Annotated in this window: 5 protein-coding genes and 1 pseudogene; 4 read left to right on the top strand and 2 right to left on the bottom strand. The window is 59.8% G+C overall.

Features of this window, described 5'->3' with window-relative positions; genetic code table 11:
- Nucleotides 1-36 precede the first annotated feature (36 nt).
- Complete coding sequence (locus ADG881_RS06625) at nt 37-648, bottom strand: TetR/AcrR family transcriptional regulator (RefSeq protein ID WP_007149009.1); 612 nt, start codon at nt 646-648, stop codon at nt 37-39.
- 201 nt (nt 649-849) lie between these two features.
- Between ADG881_RS06625 and ADG881_RS06620 the strand changes: the two genes are divergently transcribed.
- The 4 genes and pseudogenes from ADG881_RS06620 to ADG881_RS06605 form a co-directional block, all read left to right on the top strand.
- On the top strand, nt 850-2,508 hold the full coding sequence (locus tag ADG881_RS06620) for a multidrug ABC transporter permease/ATP-binding protein (protein WP_007150051.1): 1,659 nt from the start codon (nt 850-852) through the stop codon (nt 2,506-2,508).
- A gap of 95 nt (nt 2,509-2,603) precedes the next feature.
- Nucleotides 2,604-2,807, top strand: a complete 204-nt coding sequence (locus ADG881_RS06615; protein ID WP_007151409.1) for an MbtH family protein — start codon at nt 2,604-2,606, stop codon at nt 2,805-2,807.
- Between the two features lie 39 nt (nt 2,808-2,846).
- A complete protein-coding gene (locus ADG881_RS06610; protein ID WP_007148467.1) occupies nt 2,847-13,697 on the top strand; it encodes a non-ribosomal peptide synthetase in 10,851 nt (3,616 codons plus the stop codon).
- Between the two features lie 13 nt (nt 13,698-13,710).
- Nucleotides 13,711-17,658: pseudogene (locus ADG881_RS06605) on the top strand (amino acid adenylation domain-containing protein); the annotation flags it as partial.
- Between the two features lie 13 nt (nt 17,659-17,671).
- Here ADG881_RS06605 and ADG881_RS17355 read toward each other — a convergent pair.
- The coding region (locus ADG881_RS17355; RefSeq protein WP_232211700.1) for a glutamate--tRNA ligase family protein at nt 17,672-18,220 on the bottom strand (549 nt) is incomplete at its 5' end.

Genomic DNA, 18,220 nt, shown 5'->3' with positions numbered 1-18,220 from the left:
TGTATACCGGGCAGACAGGTGGTGCCAATGGCGAGACTAGTGGTTGTCCAACAAAAGAGCCACACAGCTTTGGATGTGTGCGGTGATCGCGGTTTCGTCGGGAAGCTGGCTGGGGGCCAGCAGGGCGCAGAGCTGGAAATCGGCCTTGATCATGCCAAAAAACTGCCGGGCGGCATGGGGGCTGGGTTCGGCGCCGGGGAGCTGCCCGCGGTCGTGAAGGCACTGAAGGTAGAGCAGTAACTGCTCCTGCAGCATGTGGGGCCCGGCTTCGTAAACGGTTTGCCCGAGTTCGGCAAAGGCTGAACCCTCTGCAATCAATAACCGGTATAACTCCAGGTTGACCGGGTCCGTCAGCGCGTTGAAAAAAGCGTGCCCCAGCCGTTCCAGGCCTTCCCGGGCCGGCAGTTCGTCCAGCTCCAGGCTACGGATATCGTGAACCATCTTGTGGGCATGGTGAGTGATCACCGCGCCGAACAGGCCGCGTTTGTCGCCAAAATACTCATACAGACTACGCCGCGACCCACCCGCCTCGGCAATGATCATGTCCAGCGTAGTGCGCGCATAACCGTGCTGGAGAAAGGTGTGTGTGGCGGCATCAAGCAATGCCTGGCGCCGTCGCTGGCCGCGTGTGGTGATCTGCTGAGTCATGAAATAAGTCCTGTTCTGTCACTGAATGGTATTGAGCAGGACACTTTCCGGCAATGGCGATACGCACCAATGTGAAGAAAGAGACGGACAGGCAAAAACGGGATTAACCGCACGAAAATAAGGTTGATATATAAATAAGAATCAATATCATTGCGATTCTCTTTATTTGCTCTTCCCTGTCCAAGGAGGCGGACATCCCTCATGACCCTCATGGGCCTGTTATTTTCCCGTAGAAAGAAAGCCTTCGCGGCGGTGGCCGTGCTCAGTGTGTTGAGTGCGGTATTGAGTGTGGCGGTATTGGCGTTTATCAGTCAGCGATTGCTGGCCGGTGGCGCGGACTTGCCGGTGGTGCTGTTCCAGTTTGCCTTGCTGCTGGTGGCGCTGTTGGCCACGGCCACGGCCGCCCAGGTGACCCTGCATGTGCTGGGGCACCGGATGGTGTACGGCCTGCGTCGGGACCTGGTGCGCCGTGTGCTGGCCACGGACATCGAGCAACTGGAAAAGGTGGGCGGGCCGCACCTGCTGGCGGCGCTGAGCACCGACCTGCGTAACCTGACAATCGCCTTTGTGCATTTGCCAGAGCTGGTCTACGGCGCCGCGCTTAGCGTGGCGGCCCTGGGGTGGCTGGCCTGGCTGGCGCCGGGGTTGTTCGCTGTCACGGTGGCCTGGCTGCTGGGGACGGCGGTCATGGGCATCTGGCTGGTCGGGCGTATCAATTTCCATGTGGGCAAGGTCCGTGAAGGTGATGACCATCTTTATCAGGACTATCAATCCATGATTGATGGTCGCAAGGAGTTGGCACTGAACCGGCCCCGTGCGGCGCGTTTTTTTGATGAAGAATTCGATGGCCATGCCCGCGGTTACCGTGACCATGTGACCCGCGCAGATATCTGCAACGGACTGGCCGGCAACCTGGCCAACGTCCTGGTGTTGGCCCTGATCGGGGTGCTGTTCTATCTCGCCGCAGGGCGTGGCTGGGCAGACGCCAATACCGCTTCCATTTTTGCACTGACCATCTTGCTGTTGCGCACGCCTTTGATTGGCGCGGTGGCGGCGTTGCCCACTTTGCTGGCTGCGCGGGTGTCCCTGCGCAAACTGACCGGCCTTGAGCTGGCCGACGATACGGCGGATCTGCAGGCGGGCGGCGACACGCTGGCAGGCTTCAATACGCTCAGCCTGCAAGGAGTGCGTTATCACTATCCGGATCAGGACGGCGCGCCGGGTTTTGCGGTCGGACCGCTGGATCTCACCATTCGCCGTGGCGAGCTGATTTTCGTGCAAGGCGGAAATGGCAGTGGCAAAAGCACCTTTGCCCGTTTACTCACCGGGCTTTACCGGCCTCAGCAGGGTGAGCTACGGGTGGATGGCGAGCTTGTTACCGAGGCGAACCGGGTGGCATTCCGGCAGCTGTTTTCGTCGGTGTTCACGGATTTCCATCTATTCAGCCGGTTACTGAAAGGCGATGGAGCGGAAGTGGCGGCGGCGGATGTGGATGCCTGGCTGGCCACGCTGGGCATGCAGCACAAGGTGCGCCAGCAAGATGGCCGCCTCAGCGATATTCGTTTTTCCCAGGGGCAGCGCAAACGTTTGGCCCTGCTGATGGCGGTGATGGAAAACCGGGACTGCTTGTTGCTGGATGAGTGGGCGGCGGACCAGGATCCACAATTCCGGCAATTCTTTTATCTCGAGCTGTTGCCGCGCCTGCAAGCCGCCGGCAAGACCATCATTGCCATTACCCACGACGATCATTATTTCGATCGCGCTGATCGCTTGCTGAAAATGGAAAGTGGCCAGCTGGAAGAAATGGATGATCTGGCCGCTCGAGAGAGTGTTCAGGTATTACGCGAAGCGGGTGTTTAGGGCGTCTGATAATCGTGCTTTGTGCGCCCGGGCTATCGGCTCCGGCGCGCTTTTCTCTCAATTTTTTTCTCAATCCTGTCAACGGCGAGGAAGCCATGAGTATTGATAATCCCGAAACGGAATTCACTGTCGTCATGAATGATCAGGAGCAGTACAGCATCTGGCCGACCTACCGTCCTGTCCCGGCGGGCTGGCAAGCCGTCGGCGTGACCGGCAACAAGAGCGAATGCCTTGAGCATATCAATCAGACCTGGACAGACCAGCGTCCACGCCGCCTGCGGGATGCGCAAGCGTCCTGATTCTTTCTCTTGCGTCTGCATTAACGGCAAGGAGCTGATATGACCGGGTCTGCCATCGAGAACGCGCGCCCGGGGGCCGACTGGACCCCGCTTTCCTCTTCACAGCAACGTCTGTGGCTATTTACGCGGCTTTCACCGCAGAGCACGGCCTATAACCTGGGGGGCATGCTGTGGCTGGACGGCGAGCTGAATCCGCAAGCGCTTGAGCAGACCATGAATTATGTGGTGGCCCGGCAGGCGATATTGCGTGTGGAATTTTCCGAGCGGGATGGTCAGGGTTGGCAGAGGATCGCGTCGCACGTGGACAGGGTGCTGCAGGTCGAGGATGTCAGCAACGAGGCAGACCCGGAAGCGGCAGCCTACCGGTTGGGCCGCGAGCATAATGCGAAACCGTTTGATCTGGAAACCGAGTCGCTGCTGCGTTACCGGCTGGTCAGGCTGAGCGAGCAACGGCATGTGCTGCTGATCTCGTTGCATCATATTGTCGGCGACGCCTGGTCGTTGGGCGTGTTCATGCAGGAGTTTCTGTTTGCCTATAGTGCCTTGCGTGATGGGCTGACACCGAACCTGCCGCCGCTGAAAAATACCTATCTGGATCTGGTCGAAACAGAAGCTGAATGGCTCGCCAGTGACGATGCCCGGGCGCAGCGGGGTTACTGGATCGACACACTGCAACATGAAGGCGAACCCCTGGCTTTGCCCCGCCTGTCACAACCGTCCGGTGCCTCCAGTGGTGCCCGTTTTCAGGACTTCTCCCTGTCTGCCAGGCAGACGCAAACCCTGAAAGATTTTGCCCGGGCGCAGGGCGTCAGCCGTTTTACCGTATTGCTTGCCGTGTTGCAGTACCTGTTGTTTCGGGTGTCGGGGCAACCGCAGATTCGCGTTGGCGTCCCCAGTGCCAACCGTAAAGGCAGTAACCAGTTTCTGGTGGGTTTTTTCGTGAACAACCTGGTGGTGCAGGGCCATGTTTCCCCTGAGCTGTCCGTCAGTGATTGGATTGCACAGATCCACAGTGCCTTGAACGACGCTAAAAAAAATCGCGATCTTCCCTTTGAAAAAATTGTTGATGCCTTGAGCGATTCCCGCAGTTCAGGCAGTCATCCCTTGTTCCAGGTGGCGTTCAATTATCGCCAACAGGGCAAAGGATTAAGTCTGAATCTGGGTAACCTGATGGCGCGGGTGGAAGACCTGCCCGTAACGGAAACGCCGTTTGATCTGGTGCTGGATGCCTGGCCGGATGAGCACGATGGCCTGACGTTACGGTTGGTTCACGGTGACGGCATTCTTGATGATGCCTTTGCCGGGAAAATGGTGGTGGCGTTTGAGCAGGTGCTGGAGCAGTGGTTGCAGTCGCCAGCGTTGCCACTCACCGAGAGTGCGGCGCTGGTGCCGGATGATCAGGTCATGCTGGAGCGTTGGGGGCAGGGGGCTGGCCAGTGGCAAGCGCATAGTTTTGTGTCTTTGTTTTCACAGCAGGCCGCGAAACAGGGCGATGCCATTGCGCTGGTGCACGGAGATGCCCGTGTGTCGTTTGCCGAATTGGAAGCACGTTCTAATCAATTGGCCCGTTATCTTATCGCACAAGGTGTGAAACCGGATGACGTGGTCGGCGTGTCCTTTGAGCGTGGCGTCACCATGGTGGAAGCCTTTATCGCCGTGATGAAAGCCGGCGGCGCTTTCCTGCCACTGGATCCGGCTTATCCTGCGGACCGATTGTGCTACATGCTGGAAGACAGTGGCACAGAGCTTTTGCTCACTGAATCGGGCCTGGCTCCTTCGCTGCCAAGCGTGGAAACGGTGACACCGATTGCGGTGGATGCGTTGTCACTGGATGCCTTTTCTGCCCAGACCCTCGACAACGAACCGCACCCGGACCAGCTCGCCTATGTGATCTACACCTCCGGCTCCACCGGCAAACCCAAAGGCGTGTCGCTCACCCATGCCGGTCTCACCATGCATGTGCAAACCATCGGTGAACGCTATGGCATGACCCCGGATGACGTAGAACTGCAGTTCGCCTCCATCAGTTTCGATGGGGCGGTGGAGCGCTGGACGGTGCCGTTGGCCTTTGGTTCCCGTGTGGTGATTCGTGACCAGCAACTGTGGAGCGCGGAACAATGCTGTGAGGTGCTGAAAAACGAAGGCGTTACCGTGGCCTGTTTTCCGCCCAGCTATATGGGCCCGCTGCTGGACTGGATCGAACAGGAAAAACCCGCATTGAAAGTGCGTTCCTGGACCCTGGGTGGCGAAGCCTTTACCCGGGAAACCTTCGAGCGCATGCAGCATGTGTTGAAACCGCAGCGCATCCTGAACGGTTACGGCCCCACGGAAACGGTGGTCACGCCGATGCTGTGGGCCGCCTACGAAGGCGATTCCCTGACCAGCGCCTATGCGCCCATCGGCACCGCCGTGGGGCCGAGAACATTGTATGTGCTGGATCAGGATCTTAACCGGGTGCCGTTTGGCGTCGCGGGGGAGCTGTATATCGGCAACGAAGTGGGTCTGGCCCGTGGTTATCATCAGCGCCCGGACCTGACGGCGGAGCGTTTCCTGCCGGACCCGTTCGGCGAGCCGGGCGAGCGTATGTATCGCACCGGGGACCTGGTGAAGTACCGGGACGATGGAGTAATGGAATACCTGGGCCGGGTGGATCAGCAGGTAAAAATTCGCGGTTTCCGCATTGAGCTGGGCGAAATTGAAAGCCAACTGCTGGGCCATGAACCGATTCGTGAGGCCGCCGTGGTGGCGCAGCCTTCTCCCGCCGGGGATAGATTGGTGGGGTATGTGGTGCTCCGTGGTCCGATCGTTATCGATAACATCCTGGCGGCGCTGGCGGGCTCACTGCCGGACTATATGGTGCCCAGCCAGTTGATCGTGTTGGAGGCCTTGCCGCTGACCCCGGCAGGAAAAGTCGATCGCAAGGCGTTGCCGGCGCCGCAGTGGCAAACCGCCAGCGAAGGTGATGCGCCACAGACGGACAATGAACAGACGCTGGCGACGATCTGGCAACAACTGCTGGGCCGTGAAACCGTCAGCCGCGATGATAATTTCTTTGCGCTGGGCGGCGACTCCATTCTTGCCTTGCAGGTGGTCAGCCGCGCCCGCCAGCAGGGCCTGGCGTTAACGCCCAGGGATTTATTCGAACAGCCGGTGTTGAGTCAGCAAGCCGCTGTGGCGCAACCGGTGACGGTGAATACCGCCAGCCAGGAGCCTCTGGCCGGTTTGCTATCCCTGTTGCCGATTCAGCAGCGTTTTATTGAGCAACGGGGACTGTCTGCCTGTAACCAGTATCTGCGTTTTTCCATACAGAAACCGTTTGATGCGGCCGTTCTGGAACAGGCCCTGCAGCTGCTTGTCGCTCAGCATGATGCCCTGCGTTTACAGTTTGACGTGAGTGACTCCGCGACGGCGCAGTGTGTGCCCGCCGCGAGTGCGCCGCTGCTGAAAACCATGGACAGCAACGACAGTGCTGCGATTGAAGCGCAGATGGTTGCTGTGCAGCGCAGTTTGAATCCGGCGCAAGGCAAGTTGCTGGGGGCGCTGTATGTTACTGGCGACACGCCCCAGCGAGATAATCCACAGCTGTTACTCACCATCCACCACCTGGCTGTGGACGGCGTGTCCTGGCGAATCTTGCTGGAGGATTTTTTCTTCGCCTGCGAACAGATTGAGCAGGGTGGCAATGCATCGCTGCCACGCAAGACTCACAACCTGAGTGACTGGCGCGAAGCGCTGGATCAGCAGTGGCTGCCACAGGCAGAGCTGGCGTTGCCTTACTGGCAGTCGGTTTGTGAAGCGATGCCGCCGTTGTTCAATGGATTAAAGTTCAACGGATCGCAGCCCGATCAGGCGAGCCACTTCGTCCGTGAAACCGATGCGCAGACCTTGCGCCGCTGGCAGCACAGTGCAGACCGTTACGCCTCCCTCAATCTGGAAGAATTTCTGCTGATCGCCCTGTCGCAAGCCCTGGCGGAATATTGTGATCGTCGGGTGTTGCGCATTCACCGTGAAAGCCATGGCCGCACCGCAAGTGACACGGCGCTGGATTTGAGCCGGACCGTGGGCTGGTTTACCAGCCTGTATCCGCAGCGACTGGACTGTGCTGATGATCTGGCGACCACGATCAAACAGCAGAAGGAACAGTTGCGCGAACCGGCACAGGGCGGTCTGGGCTATGGGCTGCTGGTTCAGCAGGGCAAGCTGGCCGGCGGCGATCATCGCCTGGATGTGTTGTTCAATTATCTTGGCCAGTTTCGCCACGATGATTTGCCCGGTGTCTCGCTGATGGACGCGGGCCTGTGGCAGGAAGCGGATGCGCCGACGGATGCGCCGCTGGTGATCAACGCGGATCAGCAGAACGGAAAATTGCGCATTCGTGCGGATGTGGATGGGGTGACCCTGTCTGGCGAACAGGGTGCGGTGCTGGTGGATCAGTGGCTGCAGCAGTGCGAACGGTTGGCCCGGCATTGCGATTCCCGGGCGCCGGTACTGACGCCGGCCGATGTGCCTTTGGCATCACTGGATCAGGCCCAACTGGATTCCCTTGCGCATCGTCCGGAACAGATTCTGCCCCTGTCGCCCTTGCAGGCGGGATTGCTGTTCCATTCGCAGCTCAGTGATAGCAACAGCACCTATGTGAACCAATTGGTGTTGCCGCTCACCGGGGTGGAACCGACGCGAATGCGTCAGGCGTGGCAGGCGTTGCTGGAGCGCCATGGTGTGCTGCGCACCAGTCTGTTGCCCGCGACCCTGTCAGATACTCGCCATCAGGCAGTCTGGTCTGCGCAGCAGGTAGCCTTGCCCTGGCTGGAGAAGGATCTCCGTGACGTCGGCGAATCGGCACTGGATGATTGGTGCCAGCATCGTCTGCAGACAGGTTTTGATCTGCAGGCGGCGCCTTTGTGGCGGGTCGACCTGTTACGCACCAGCAAGCAAACCTGGCAGTGCGTGCTCACGCTCCATCACATCCTCATGGATGGCTGGAGCACCGGGGTCTTGCTCAGCGAATTGATGGCGCTATACCACGACAAGACACTGCCGGCGGCGCCAAAGGGTTATGCGGATTATCTGGGCTGGTTGCAGCAACAGGATCGCGGCGCGACCCGGGAATTCTGGCAGCAATACCTGTCGCCGGTGCAGATGCCAACCCGTCTTGTGGAGGCCGTCGGTACGCCGGATAAAGGCGCATTCCGTCGTCACCCGATCGAATTTGATGCCGCGACCAGCGATGCTCTGCGCAAGGCGGCCCGTGACAAGGGGCTGACCATCAATACCCTGGTGCAAGCGGCCTGGGCGCGAGTACTGGGCCGGTTCACCGGCCAGCAACGGGTGGTGTTCGGCAACACCGTAGCCGGCCGCCCGGCGGAACTGGCCGGTAGCGACAGTATGCTGGGCCTGTTCATCAACACCCTGCCCATGACGGTGCCCCTTAATGGTGAGCAATCCATCGCCCACTGGTTGAGGCAGCTGCAGGCGGATAATGCGTCGCTGCGCGAACAGGGCCATGCGCCGCTGTTCGAAGTGCAGCAGGATGCCGGCTGGGGCGGAGAAGGCTTGTTCGATACCTTGCTGGTCTTTGAAAACTATCCGCTGGATGAATCCCTGCTGGGCAGTGAGCACAGCGAATTGCAGCTGGGCACGCCCACCAGTCACGAGTTCACCCATTACCCGCTCACCGTGGCGGTGCTGCCCGGTGACCATCTGCAAATGTTGTTTGCCCACGATAGCGCGGCCTTGCCGGTGGCGTTGGTGGACCGCATGGCCAGTGCGTTCAAGCGTACCTTGCTGGCGTTGTCTCATGTGGATGATGTGCCACTGGCCGAGCTGGATGCGTTGGGTGACGACGAGCCCCGGTTGCAGCAATGGAGCCAGGGCGAAGGCGAGTGGCACGCGGCCAGTTTTCTCTCGCTGTTTTCACAGCAGGCAGCCGAGCAGGGCGAGGCCATTGCACTGGTGCACGGTGACACCCGCGTATCGTTTGTCCAGCTGGAATCCCGCGCCAACCAATTGGCTCGTTACCTGATCGAACAGGGCGTGCAACCGGACGATGTGGTCGGTGTGTCCTTCGAGCGTGGTGTCACCATGATCGAAGCCTTCCTTGCCGTGATGAAGGCCGGCGGTGCTTTCCTGCCGCTGGATCCGGGTTATCCCTCCGATCGTTTGCACTACATGCTGGAAGACAGCGACGCGAAACTGTTGCTGACCTCTTCTGGTCTGGTGGAAACCTTGCCCCGTGTTGATGCCGTTAAACCGATTGCAGTGAATGAACTGTCGCTTGATGTTTTCTCGGCGCAGTCCCTCGACAGCGAACCGCACCCGGATCAGCTGGCCTATGTGATCTACACCTCCGGTTCCACCGGTAAACCCAAAGGCGTGTCGCTCACCCATGCCGGTCTCACCATGCATGTGCAAACCATCGGTGAACGCTATGGCATGACCCCGGATGATGTGGAGCTGCAGTTCGCCTCCATCAGTTTCGATGGCGCCGTAGAGCGCTGGACGGTGCCGCTGGCTTTTGGTTCGAGGGTGGTGATCCGTGACCAACAATTATGGAGCGCGCAACAAACCTGCGATGCCCTGCAAAAAGAAGGGGTGACCATTGCCTGTATTCCGCCCAGCTACATGGGGCCACTGCTGGACTGGATTGAACAAACACAACCGCCCCTGAAAGTGCGTTCCTGGACTTTGGGCGGTGAGGCTTTCACCCGGGAAACCTTCGAGCGCATGCAGCAGGTGTTGAAACCGCAGCGCATTCTCAACGGTTACGGTCCTACCGAAACCGTGGTCACACCGATGCTGTGGGCCGCCTATGAGGGTGACTCCCTGAGCAGTGCCTATGCGCCCATCGGTACCGCCGTGGGGCCGAGAAAATTGTATGTGCTGGATCAGGATCTTAATCGGGTGCCGGTTGGCGTCGCGGGGGAACTGTATATCGGCAACGAAGTGGGCCTGGCCCGTGGCTACCATCAGCGCCCGGACCTGACCGCCGAACGCTTTCTGCCGGATCCCTTCGGTGAGCCGGGCGAGCGTATGTATCGCACCGGGGACCTGGTGAAGTACCGGGACGATGGCGTGATGGAATACCTGGGCCGGGTGGATCAGCAGGTGAAGATCCGCGGCTTCCGTATTGAGCTGGGCGAAATTGAAAGTCGCCTGCTCGCCCATCCGCAGGTGCGTGAAGCGGTGGTGCTGGCCCAGCCGTCACCGGGCGGTAATCGCCTGGTGGGGTATCTGGTGCCGCGCGGGCCGCTCAGTACCGATGCGCTGATGGCTGAGTTGGTCACGGAATTTCCCGACTATATGGTTCCCGGCCAGTTGCTGGTCCTGGAAGCCATGCCACTGACGCCAGCGGGCAAGGTGAACCGCAAGGCATTGCCTTTGCCCCAATGGCAGGCGGGCAGTAGCGGTGAGGCGCCGCAAACCGATAACGAAATGATTCTGGCGGCAATCTGGCAATCCCTGCTGGGGCTGGAAAGCGTCAGCCGCGATGACCACTTTTTCAATCTGGGGGGCCATTCGTTGTTAGCGGTGCAGATGGTTAACCGGCTGCGCCATCAGCATCAGCTGGATTTGCCGTTGAACCGGATTTTTGAGCAGCCATTGCTCAAGCAATGCGCCTTGCTGTGTCAGTCGGTGGATGCCATGCCGGCGATTCAGCCGGTGCCGCGCCACGGCGACTTGCCCTGTTCTGCCGCCCAGCGTCGGCTCTGGTTTGTGCAACAGCTGGAACCGGAAAACGGTGCCTACCATATGCCGCTGGCACTGGAGGTGCGCGGTGAGCTGCATCGCGATGCTCTGCAGCAGGCGGTGGGTACTCTGGTGGCCAATCATGAAAGCCTGCGTACCCGTTTTATCGAGGTGGGCGGCGAGCCCCGTCAGCGGATTCTCGATGCTGGCACGGTGGCTATTGAGTGGCAGGACCTGAGCGAAGAAACCGGGGCGGACGCAGCAGCCCGCTCTCACCAACATGAGGCGCTCCAGCATGAGGCATTAACGCGTCCGTTCGACCTGGCGGCGGATGACTTGTTGCGGGTGCAGGTGCTGAAACTCTCAGCGCAGCGCTATCACCTGTTGCTGGTGCAGCACCACATCATTGGTGATGGTGTTTCCATGCAGCTGTTGCTGACAGAGTTGAGTGAACTGTATCAACGGGCCCATCAGGGCGAGACGCTGGCGGCTAACCCCGCAGCGATTCAGTACGCGGACTATGCGGCCTGGCAACAGCAATGGCTGGACAGTGACGAAGCCCGCGCTCAAACCCAGTGGTGGGTCGAACAGCTCGGCGATGGTGGCGAGCCATTGGCATTGCCCACGGACTTTCCACGTGGTGGTTTGCCGGGCAAGGAAAGTGGCGGCGCGCGCCTGCCCATGCCGATCAGTGATGCGCAATTGGCGCAGCTGAAGCAGCGAGCCAGCGAGCTGGGCTCCACCGTGTCCACGCTGCTGCTCAGTGTCTGGCAGACCCTGCTGCATCGCTACAGTGGCCAGCCACAGGTGCGGGTCGGCGTGCCGGTGGCCGGGCGTTTGCTGGCGGAGACGGAAACCCTGCAGGGCTGTTTCATCAATACGCTGGTGATCCCGGCGTCATACCATCAGCCGCAGACTTTTGCGCAACAGGTGGCGGCCACCCAGCAATTTATCGGTGCCGCCCAGGGCCGCCAGGCGTTGCCGTTCGAGATGCTGGTGGAGGCGCTGGGAGTGGACAGAAGCCTGGATCGTCACCCCTTGTTCCAGGTGGTGTTCAATCATCAGCGGCTCAGCCAGACCTTTGCGCCCCAGTGGCCGCAAGCGGTGATTACCCCATTCGATCCCGGTGCCGCCGGTGCCCAGTTCGAACTGGCGCTGGATATTCTGGAAGACGATGAACAGCTGCAGGGTTTTATCGGTTATGCCACTGCATTATTCAAACCGGAAACCATCGAACGGTTACGGAACCATTTCTTCATTCTGCTGGGCGCGTTGCTGAATGACCCGCAGCAACGGCTGTCTGATGCGAGCCTGCTGACAGCAAACGAAGTGGCCGCGGGCCAAGACTTCAACCGTACCGAAAAAGACTGGGGCGATTTTACCGCGGTACCGAAGCGGCTGGGTCAGCAGGCGGCCCGCACCCCGGATGCCATCGCTCTGAGCATGGGCGAGCAGCAGCTCAGCTATGCGGAGCTGGAACGCAAGGTCAATCAACTGGCGAATCGTTTGCGTCGTGCCGGGGTGAAGGAGGACGTGCGCGTGGCCATCGGCTTGCCCCGTTCGCTGGAACTGGTCATCGGTATTCTTGCCATCACCCGTGCCGGCGGTGCGTATGTGCCGCTGGACCCGGGCTACCCGCAGGATCGACTCGCCTACATTCTGGACGCGTCGTCGCCAGCGTTGTTGCTGACCCATAGCGAGCTGCTGGAAAGCTGGCCGCAAGGGGTACCCATGTGGTGCCTGGATGAGCTGGATGTGAGTGATCAACCGGTGACGCCGCCGGCAGTGCAGTGGCACCCGGATCAGGCGATCTATGTGATTTACACCTCCGGTTCCACCGGCAAACCCAAGGGCGTGCTCAATACCCAGGCGGCGCTGGAAAACCGGTTGCTGTGGATGCAGAACGCCTATCCGTTGCAGGCGGCGGACTGTGTATTGCAAAAAACGCCGTTCAGTTTTGATGTGTCAGTGTGGGAATTTTTCTGGCCATTGATGGTGGGCGCACGGTTGGCGGTGGCGCCGCCGCAAGCCCATGGTGATCCGCAATGGTTGCAACAGGTCATGGCTGACGAAGACGTCACCACGCTGCACTTTGTGCCGTCCATGTTGAAGGCGTTTGTGGATGCCACCGGCCTGCAGCGTCTGCCGCAACTCAAGCGCCTGATCTGTAGCGGCGAAGCGCTGGATATGGAACTGCAGAAAGCCGTGTTCGCCAGCCGCAACGATGTGGAACTGCACAACCTGTACGGTCCGACCGAAGCCGCCATTGATGTGAGTTTCTGGCAGTGCCGTTCCCTGGAGAGAGAAGAAAAGGAAAAGCCGGCAGATGGACACACCGTGCCCATCGGTGCGCCGATCAGCAATATTCAGCTGCATGTGCTGGATACGGATCTTAACCCGGTCCCCCGTGGTGTCCCCGGTGAGTTGTACCTGGGCGGTACAGGGTTGGCACGGGGCTATTTTGCCCGCCCGGATCTGACGGCAGATCGTTTCCTGCCCAATCCTTTCGGTGAGCCGGGCAGCCGCATGTACCGCACCGGCGATCAGGTGCGGCAACGGGACGACGGCATCATTGATTATCTGGGCCGCCTCGATCATCAGGTGAAGATCCGGGGCTTGCGTATCGAGCTGGGTGAAATCGAACAACAGCTAAAACAATTGCCTGAGGTGAATGATGCGGTTGTTGTTGCTCATCACAGTGACGCCGGTGACCAGTTGGTGGCTTATGTGAGCGCCGATAGCGATAACCGTGACGGTTGGCGACAGTCTCTCGCTGAGGCGTTGCCCGAGTACATGGTGCCCTCGCTGTTTATGGTGCTGGAGGCGCTGCCTTTATCGCCCAACGGCAAGCTGGACCGCAAGGCCTTGCCTGAACCGCAATGGCAGGCCCGTGAATACCGTGCTCCACAAACCGACACCGAACAGCAATTGGCATCGCTATGGGAAGAATTGTTGGGGCAATCGCCAGTGGGGCTGGATGACAATTTCTTTGCCCTCGGTGGGCACTCGCTGTTAGCCACACGGGTGGTTGCCACGCTACGTGATCGCTGGAGTGTGGACGTTCCTCTGCGCGCGTTATTTGAGGCGGACACCTTGCAGGCACTGGCCGCCCTGGTGGACGAACACAACGGCGACGCCAAACAGCAGGAGCAGGATGACCTGTCGGCCATGGCCGATCTGCTCGATGACCTGGAAGATTTATGATCCGGAGTGACCTATGAGCCTGGACAAGGCGGCACTGGCGCAGCGCTTTATGGCGCTGGATGAAACCAAACAGGCGGTTTTTCTACAGAAGCTGGGGGAAAAGGGCATTCCCTTCGAACGCCTGCCGATTGTCGCCGGTGACCGCCCGAATCGTATCCCGCTGGCGCCAGCACAACAGCGTCTGTGGACCATTCATCAGCTGGAGCCGGACAACACCGCCTACCACCTGATCGCCGCATTTGAACTGAACGGGGCACTGGATGTGTCGCGGTTGCTGCGGGCTCTGGATGCGGTGGTCCAGCGGCATGAAAACCTGCGTACCCGTTTTGTGGAAGAGGGCGGTGAAGGGCTGCAACAGATTGGCAATGATTCCTTGATAGTCGAACAACGCGATGCTCGCACGCTGGATGACAACGCCCGGCAAACCCTGGCGGATGAGCATGCCCACCGGCTCTTCGTGCTGGGCAGTGATTCACCATTGCGTGTGCAGTTGTTGCAACTGTCGGATCAAGGCTGGCGCTTGCAGCTGGTCATGCACCATCTGGTGTCCGATGGCTGGTCCATGGATGTGTTCTTTGCGGATCTGGCGCAGACGTATCTCAGCGATGCATCGTTGCCAGAGCTTGCCATTCAGTATGCGGATTACGCGCTTTGGCAAAAGGCCTGGCTGGATGCGGGTGAACGTGACAGACAACTGGCGTACTGGCGCCAACAACTGGGGCATGATCAACAGGAAAGGGCGCAACCTCCGTTGCTGATTGCCCATGACCGTGCCCCGGCACAGACCGCCTTGCGTACTGCGGCCAGTGTGCAGTGGACGGTTCCTTCCCACTTGCAGGGGCCACTGCAGACGCTGGCGCGGAAAAACGACACCACCCTGTTCACGGTGGTGCTGGCGGCCTGGCAGTGGGCGCTGGCGTCGGTGAGTGGCCGCCGTGATATTCCGGTGGGCGTCCCGGTGGCTAACCGCGAGCGCGCCGAAGTAGAAGCGCTGGTGGGTTTTTTTGTAAATACCCTGGTGGTGCGCGGTCAGCCGCAGGCGGCGCTCACGGTAAACCAGTGGGTGGCGCAGCTACACCAGACCATGCTGGACGCCCAGGCTCACCAGGCGCTGCCGTTTGATCAGCTGGTGGCAGCCCTGTCGCCTCGCCGGGAGCCGGGTGAAACGCCCCTTTTTCAGGTGTTGTTCAACTATCAGCGTCGCGATACGGCAGCAAGAAATCTGACCGACGGCGTCACCATTGCACCGCTTGCTCAGGGTGTGCCGCATGCGTTGTTTGATCTGGCACTGGATGTCCATGAGGGGGATGGCGGTGCGTTGTTGCTGACACTGACCTATGCGGCAGACCGTTTTCATTCCGACACCGCCGAGCGACTGAAGCAGGCCATGAGCCTGGTGCTGGCGGCATTCGGCGAGGGCCAGCGAACGCTGGGTGCCATCGCTGTGTCAGAGATTGATTTACCGCAGTTGCAGCATTGGGGACAGGGAAAGGGCGAGTGGCATCAGAGCAGTTTTGTGTCCCTGTTTTCGCAGCAGGCCGCGAAGCAGGGTGATGCCATTGCGCTGGTGCACGGAGATACCCGTGTGTCGTTTGCCGAATTGGAAGCACGTTCCAATCAATTGGCCCGTTACCTGATCGCACAGGGTGTGAAATCGGATGACGTGGTCGGCGTGTCCTTTGAGCGCGGCGTCACCATGGTGGAAGCTTTTATCGCCGTGATGAAAGCCGGCGGTGCTTTTTTGCCGCTGGACCCGGGTTATCCCTCCGACCGCTTGCACTACATGCTGGAAGACAGCGGCGCGACGTTGCTGCTCACCTCTTCAGATTTGATTGAAACCTTGCCCCGTGTTGAAACCGTTAGCCCTATTGCTGTCGATACACTCTCACTGGACAGTTTTGCTTTCGGCATCCCCAACGAAGAACCGCACCCGGATCAGCTCGCCTATGTGATCTACACCTCCGGCTCCACCGGTAAACCCAAAGGCGTGTCCCTGACCCATGCCGGTCTCTCCATGCATGTGCAGACCATCGGCGAGCGCTATGGAATGACTCCGGATGATGTGGAACTACAGTTTGCCTCCATCAGTTTCGATGGGGCCGTGGAGCGCTGGACGGTGCCGCTGGCCTTTGGTTCCCGTGTGGTGATCCGTGATCAGCAGCTGTGGAGCGCGGAACAATGCTGTGAGGTGCTGAAAAACGAAGGCGTCACCGTGGCCTGTTTCCCGCCCAGTTACATGGGCCCGTTGCTGGACTGGATCGAACAGGAAAAACCGGCATTGAAGGTGCGTTCCTGGACCCTGGGGGGCGAAGCCTTTACCCGGGAAACCTTCGAGCGCATGCAGCATGTGCTCAAGCCAAAACGCATTCTTAACGGTTACGGCCCCACGGAAACCGTGGTTACGCCGATGCTGTGGGGCGCCTACGAAGGCGACACCCTGACCAGCGCCTATGCGCCCATCGGCACCGCCGTGGGGCCGAGAAAACTGTATGTGCTGGATCAGGATCTTAACCGCGTTCCAGTTGGCGTCGCGGGGGAACTGTATATCGGCAACGAAGTGGGTCTGGCCCGTGGTTATCATCAGCGCCCGGATCTGACGGCGGAGCGTTTCCTGCCGGATCCCTTCGGCGAGCCGGGTGAGCGCATGTACCGCACCGGGGACCTGGTGAAGTACCGGGACGATGGCGTAATGGAATACCTGGGCCGGGTGGATCAGCAAGTAAAAATTCGCGGTTTCCGCATTGAGCTGGGCGAAATTGAAAGCCGGCTGCTGGGCCATGAACCGATTCGTGAGGCGGCAGTGGTGGCGCAGCCATCGCCTGCCGGAGATAGATTGGTGGGGTATGTGGTTCTCCGTGGACCGATCGTTATCGATGACATTCTCGTGGCTCTGGCGGGTTCACTACCGGACTATATGGTGCCCAGCCAGTTGATCGTGTTGGAGGCCTTGCCGCTGACCCCGGCGGGCAAGGTGGACCGTAAGGCGTTGCCGGCACCGCAGTGGCAAACCGCCAGCGAAGGTGACGCACCACAGACGGACAATGAGCAGACGCTGGCGACGATCTGGCAACAACTGCTGGGCCGTGAAACCGTCAGCCGCGATGATAATTTTTTTGCGCTGGGCGGCGACTCCATTCTTGCCTTGCAGGTGGTCAGCCGTGCCCGCCAGCAAGGTCTGGCGTTAACCCCGAAAGAGCTGTTCGAGCAGCCGGTGTTGAAAGAGCTGGCGGTGCAGACAGTGAGTGCCCAGGCGTCGGTTATTTCTCAACAGCCCTTGCAGGGGGAGCTACCCCTGCTGCCCATTCAGCAGCATTTCTTTTCCCTGAATCCGCCCAGCCCCAGTCACTGGAATCAGCACCTGTGGCTGGCGCTGGATGCTCCCATGGAACGGCCGGCGCTGGAAGCGACCCTGCAGGCCTTGTATCAACAGCACGACGCCCTGCGATTGCAATTTACCCTTGAGCAGAACGGTTGGACGCAAACCTGTTTGCCGGCGGATGCACCGAGCCATGAATTATTGTGGTGGCGGCAGGCTCCGGATGATGCGGCGGTATCCGCCTTGTGTGAACAGACCCAGCAAAGCCTGAATATTGAAGCAGGGGAGCTGTTCCGTGTGCTTTACGTGCAAACTCCGCAGCAGCCGGATCGGTTGTTGCTGGTGATCCATCACTTGGCGGTGGATGGGGTGTCCTGGCGTATTCTGCTGGACGATTTGCTCAGTGCTTATGGACAGGCACTGGCGGGCCAGGCGATAACCTTGCCGGAGCGTACCCACAATCTGGGCGACTGGCACCAGGCATTACTGCAATGGCTGCAGAACAATGGCGATGAACGCTTGCCGTTCTGGCAGGCCCAGCAACCGGACAAGACATCGGCTGCCTTGCCGGCTTACGCCGAAAAGCAAAGTGCCACCTTGTCGCTGGACAAGGCGGATACCCGCCGGCTGCTACAGGATGCGCCAACCAAGCTGGGCGTTAGCGTGCCGGCGCTCTTGCTGACTGCGCTCTCCCGAACGCTGCAACCTTCTGCTGCAGGCGCATCGATTCATTCTGGGGATGCACCGGCGCAATCAGCGACTCTTCTTTACCCTCTTCCCAGTTCTCGATGACCACTTTCAACGGATTCATCACGCACATGGCCCGCGGAGCATACTGGTTCAGGTCATCACGGATCGCCGCTTCCAGCATCCCCATGTCCACCACCGAATCCGCACGGCTAACCCCCACCGACTCACAAAAGGTACGGATAGAAGCCGGGGTGTAACCGCGGCGACGCAACCCGGAGATGGTCGGCATGCGCGGATCATTCCAGCCATCCACGTGCCCTTCATCCACCAGCTGCTTGAGCTTGCGCTTGCTGGTCACTGTGTAATTCAGGTTCAACCGGGCAAATTCATACTGGCGGGGACTGGCCGATACAGCCGTATTCTCCACCACCCAATCATAAAAGGGACGATGATCTTCGAATTCCAGCGTACACAGGCTGTGGGTAATGCCTTCGATGGCATCCGACAGCGGGTGCGT

The sequence above is a fragment of the Alcanivorax sp. DG881 genome (genome assembly GCF_000155615.1).
Classification (GTDB): Bacteria; Pseudomonadota; Gammaproteobacteria; order Pseudomonadales; family Alcanivoracaceae; genus Alcanivorax.
Note: the sequence above shows the minus strand (reverse complement) of the source record. Positions and strands in the feature narration are given on the sequence as shown.